Below are 3,454 nucleotides of genomic sequence, written 5' to 3' on the forward strand. Positions count from 1 at the left end.
CTGCTCCACGACGCCGGCGGCGTCGTGATCGCGCAGGATCAGGCGAGTTCGGTCGTCTGGGGGATGCCCGGCGCCGTCGCCGCCGCTGGGCTCGCGCGACAGCTGCTCACGCCCACCGCGATCGGCCAGCTGATCGCGTCGGGGCGCCGACCATGACCGGGGCCGTCACCGGGGCCATGACCGGCGCCGTCTCGCCCGCGACGATGCAGGTGCTGACCGGGCTGCTCGAGTCGCGCACCGGCCAGCAGCTCGCCGCCTACCGCTCGTGGCGGCTCGACGTCGCGCTCAAGCCGGTGATGAAGGCGCGCGACCTGCCGACGCTGGACGCGCTCGTCGACGCGCTGATCAGTTGCGAGGATCTGCTGCTCGCCGACGACATCGTCGACGCGCTGGTCAATGGCGAGACCTCCTTCTTCCGCGACGCCCCCGTGTTCGACGCGGTGGCGCAGGCGGTGGCGGCGATCGAGGCGCAGGGCCGGCGTCCCCGGCTGTGGAGCGCGGCCTGCGCGACGGGGCAGGAGCCCCTGTCGCTCGCCATGACCTTCGCCGATCGTCCGCCCACGCCGGCGGCCGCGCCCGACATCGTCGCCACCGATGTCTCCGAAGGCGCGCTCGCCCGCGCCCGCGCCGGCCGTTTCACGCAATTCGAGGTCCAGCGCGGCCTGCCGATCCGCCGCCTCCTGCAATGGTTCGAGGGGCGCGGCGACGATTGGGTCGCCCGCCCCGAGCTGCTCCGCGCCATCCACTTCCGCCGGTTGAACCTCGTCGCCGATCCGGCACCGCCGGGCCGGTTCGACATCGTGCTGTGCCGCAACGTGATGCTGTACCTCGCGCCGGCGCAGAAGGCGCGCGTGTTCGCGATGCTGGCCGGCGCGCTGGCGCCGGGCGGGCTGCTCGTGCTGGGCGCGGGCGAGACGGTGATCGGCCAAACCCCGTTGTTCGCGCCCTCGCGCCGGTTCCGGGGCCTGTACGAGAAGATCGCCGAGCCCGCGCGCGTCGCGGCCTGACGGTTTACATCGCCGGCGCGCGCGGGCAGGGCCTTGGCGCCATGACGCCGACGCCCTCGCCAAACTTCGACGAGCGCGCCGCCCCGGTGTCGATGATCGTCCTCCACTATACGGGCATGCCGACCGCCGCCGCCGCGCTCGACCGGTTGCGCGATCCCGTCGCCAAGGTGTCCGCGCATTACTGCGTCGACGAGGACGGCACCGTCCAGGCGCTGGTCGACGAGGACAAGCGCGCGTGGCACGCCGGCGCGTCACACTGGCGCGGCGTCACCGACATCAATTCGTGCAGCGTCGGCATCGAGCTGGTCAATCCGGGCCACGAGTTCGGCTATCGCGCCTTTCCGCCGGCGCAGATCGACGCGCTGGTCCCGCTGCTGGCCGAGATCAAGGATCGCCACGGCGTCACGCGCGGCAACGTCGTCGGCCACTCGGATATCGCGCCGACGCGCAAGCGCGATCCGGGCGAGCTGTTCCCCTGGGGCCGGCTCGCCCGCGTCCGCCTGGCGCTGCCCCGGCCGACCCGCAACCTGCTCGATCCGGGCTGGACCGGCGCCGGCTTCCTGCTGGCGCTGGAGCGGTTCGGCTACGAGGTCGCCGACCCGCTCGCCGCGACGATGGCCTTCCAGCGCCGCTTCCGCCCGGAGCTGATCGACGGCGACATCGATGCAGAGTGCCGCATGATCCTGCTGGCGTTGCTGCTTCCCAAACCGCAGGGCGACGACTAGGGCCGTCCCGTCAGACGGTCGGGCGGCCGCCGGCCTTCGCTCAAGCCGCAGCGGGCTCGCCCGCCGAAGCCGGAGGCGAAGGCGGGAGGAAAGTCCGGGCTCCGCGAAACAACGGTGGCGGGTAACGCCCGCCGGGGGCGACCCCAGGGACAGTGCCACAGAGAGCAGACGGCCCAGTCTTCGGACGAAGTCTTCGGACAGGCCATGGTGAAAGGGTGCGGCAAGAGCGCACCGCGCGCCTGGTAACAGGGGCGGCACGGCAAACCCCACCGGGAGCAAGACCGAATAGGGGCCTCGCACGAGCGTGTTTCCGCTTGAGGTCCGGGTTGGTTGCTGGAGCGTGTCGGCGACGGCACGCGTAGAGGAATGGTCGCCCATCGTCTTCGGGCGTGGACAGAACCCGGCTTACAGACCGTCTGACACTATCCCCGCCGGCTCGCGCGCCTTAGATAGCCAGCCATGCCGCGCGCCACCCGCACCAACGACTGGGGCTTTCCCCGCTGGCGTCCCTATGGCGCCGAGCGGGACGCGGTGAAGGTCCGGTTGTGCGACCGCCACGGATGCGACCAGCCGGGCACCTGCCCCGCGCCCAAATCGCCCAACAGCCCCGAGCGCTGGTGGTTCTGCGCGCAGCACGCGGGCGAGTACAACCGCGGCTGGGACTATTTCGCCGGCCTATCCGCCGAGGAGGCCGCCCGGCGCGAGGCTGCTGACGCCCGCACGCAGGACGGCTACGCCAATGCGAGACATTACGCCTGGGCCGGCTCCGGTGACGGTACCCGCACCCAAGACGAGCTGCGCGCACTGGCCGTGTTCGGGCTGGAGCCGGATGCGACCTTCGAGGCGACCCGAGCCGCGTGGCGGACCCACGCCAAGGAGAACCACCCCGATGTCGCCGGCGCCGACCCCGCCGCCGCCGAGCGCTTCCGGCAGGGGCAGGCGGCGTGGGATGTGCTGCGGGCGGCGGAAGAGGGCAGGGAGGCGGTGGGAAAGAGGCAATAGGCAATAGGCATCACGTCCGAACTAGGCCAAACTGTTGCCTGTTGCCTGTTGCCTGAACTGCTCCTTACCCCGCCATTCGCCCCGCCGTCTCCCGGATCAGCCCGATCATGTTCGGCAGTCCCTGCGTCCGATTGCTCGACAGCTGGCGTTGCAGGTCGAACGGCGCCAGCGCTCCCTCGATGTCCATCGCCGCGATCTCGTTCGCCGTGCGATCCTGCACCGCCAGCAGCACCAGCGCGACCAGCCCCTTGGTAATGCCGGCGTTGCTGTCCGCCAGGAAGTGCAGCAGCTCGCCCCCACCGCCATCGGCGCGCGTCGGATAGACCCACACGCTGGCCGAGCAGCCGCGCACCAGCGTCGCGTCGGTCTTGAGCGCGGCGGGCATCGGCTCCAGCGCGCGGCCCAGCTCGATCAGCAGGCGATAGCGCTCGTCGCCTTCCAGAAAGCCATATTCCTCTTGCGCCTCGTCCAATGTCATGGCGGCTCCCTAGCCTTCCACGACGACGCGGACCAGCCGTTCGCTGGGGTAGATTGGATCAAGGAAGAACGCGCCCGCATCGCGCTGCGCGAGCAGCCAGGCGACGTGCGCCGCGCCGATCCGCTGGCCGGGCACCAGCCGGGGCACGCCCGGCGGCGCGGGAGCGATCCGAACCGCCCACAAGCGGCGCACTCGCCGATGCGCTGCGCCGGGCCGCCAAGGGGAGAACCTGAAGGAGGCGG

At 71.6% G+C, this 3,454-nt stretch carries 5 protein-coding genes, 1 other RNA gene and 1 pseudogene; 5 read left to right on the forward strand and 2 right to left on the reverse strand.

Annotation, left to right across the window (positions count from 1 at the left end; translation table 11 throughout):
* The 5 genes from HUU95_RS11505 to HUU95_RS11525 all read left to right on the forward strand — a co-directional run bounded on the left by HUU95_RS11505 (position 1) and on the right by HUU95_RS11525 (position 2,734).
* Complete coding sequence (locus tag HUU95_RS11505) at positions 1-156, forward strand: chemotaxis protein CheB (RefSeq protein ID WP_368039814.1); 156 nt, start codon at positions 1-3, stop codon at positions 154-156.
* A complete protein-coding gene (locus tag HUU95_RS11510) occupies positions 153-1,007 on the forward strand; it encodes a CheR family methyltransferase (protein WP_254602760.1) in 855 nt (284 codons plus the stop codon). Before HUU95_RS11505 ends, HUU95_RS11510 begins: the two co-directional genes overlap by 4 nt.
* A 41-nt stretch (positions 1,008-1,048) precedes the next feature.
* The gene (locus HUU95_RS11515; RefSeq protein ID WP_174280236.1) at positions 1,049-1,732 is read left to right on the forward strand and encodes an N-acetylmuramoyl-L-alanine amidase; all 684 of its coding nucleotides are present in this window, start codon (positions 1,049-1,051) and stop codon (positions 1,730-1,732) included.
* Positions 1,733-1,742: 10 nt separating this feature from the next.
* An RNA gene (rnpB, locus tag HUU95_RS11520) (RNase P RNA component class A) lies at positions 1,743-2,156 on the forward strand.
* A 35-nt stretch (positions 2,157-2,191) separates the two neighbouring features.
* On the forward strand, positions 2,192-2,734 hold the full coding sequence (locus HUU95_RS11525; protein ID WP_174280237.1) for a J domain-containing protein: 543 nt from the start codon (positions 2,192-2,194) through the stop codon (positions 2,732-2,734).
* 64 nt (positions 2,735-2,798) lie between these two features.
* On the opposite strand, the gene HUU95_RS11530 is transcribed toward HUU95_RS11525, so the two are convergent.
* The gene (locus HUU95_RS11530; protein ID WP_174280238.1) at positions 2,799-3,212 is read right to left on the reverse strand and encodes a SufE family protein; all 414 of its coding nucleotides are present in this window, start codon (positions 3,210-3,212) and stop codon (positions 2,799-2,801) included.
* Between the two features lie 9 nt (positions 3,213-3,221).
* A pseudogene (locus tag HUU95_RS11535) lies at positions 3,222-3,454 on the reverse strand (hypothetical protein); the annotation flags it as partial.

It is taken from the genome of Sphingomonas bacterium (assembly GCF_903643065.1).
Lineage (GTDB): Bacteria > Pseudomonadota > Alphaproteobacteria > Sphingomonadales > Sphingomonadaceae > Sphingomonas.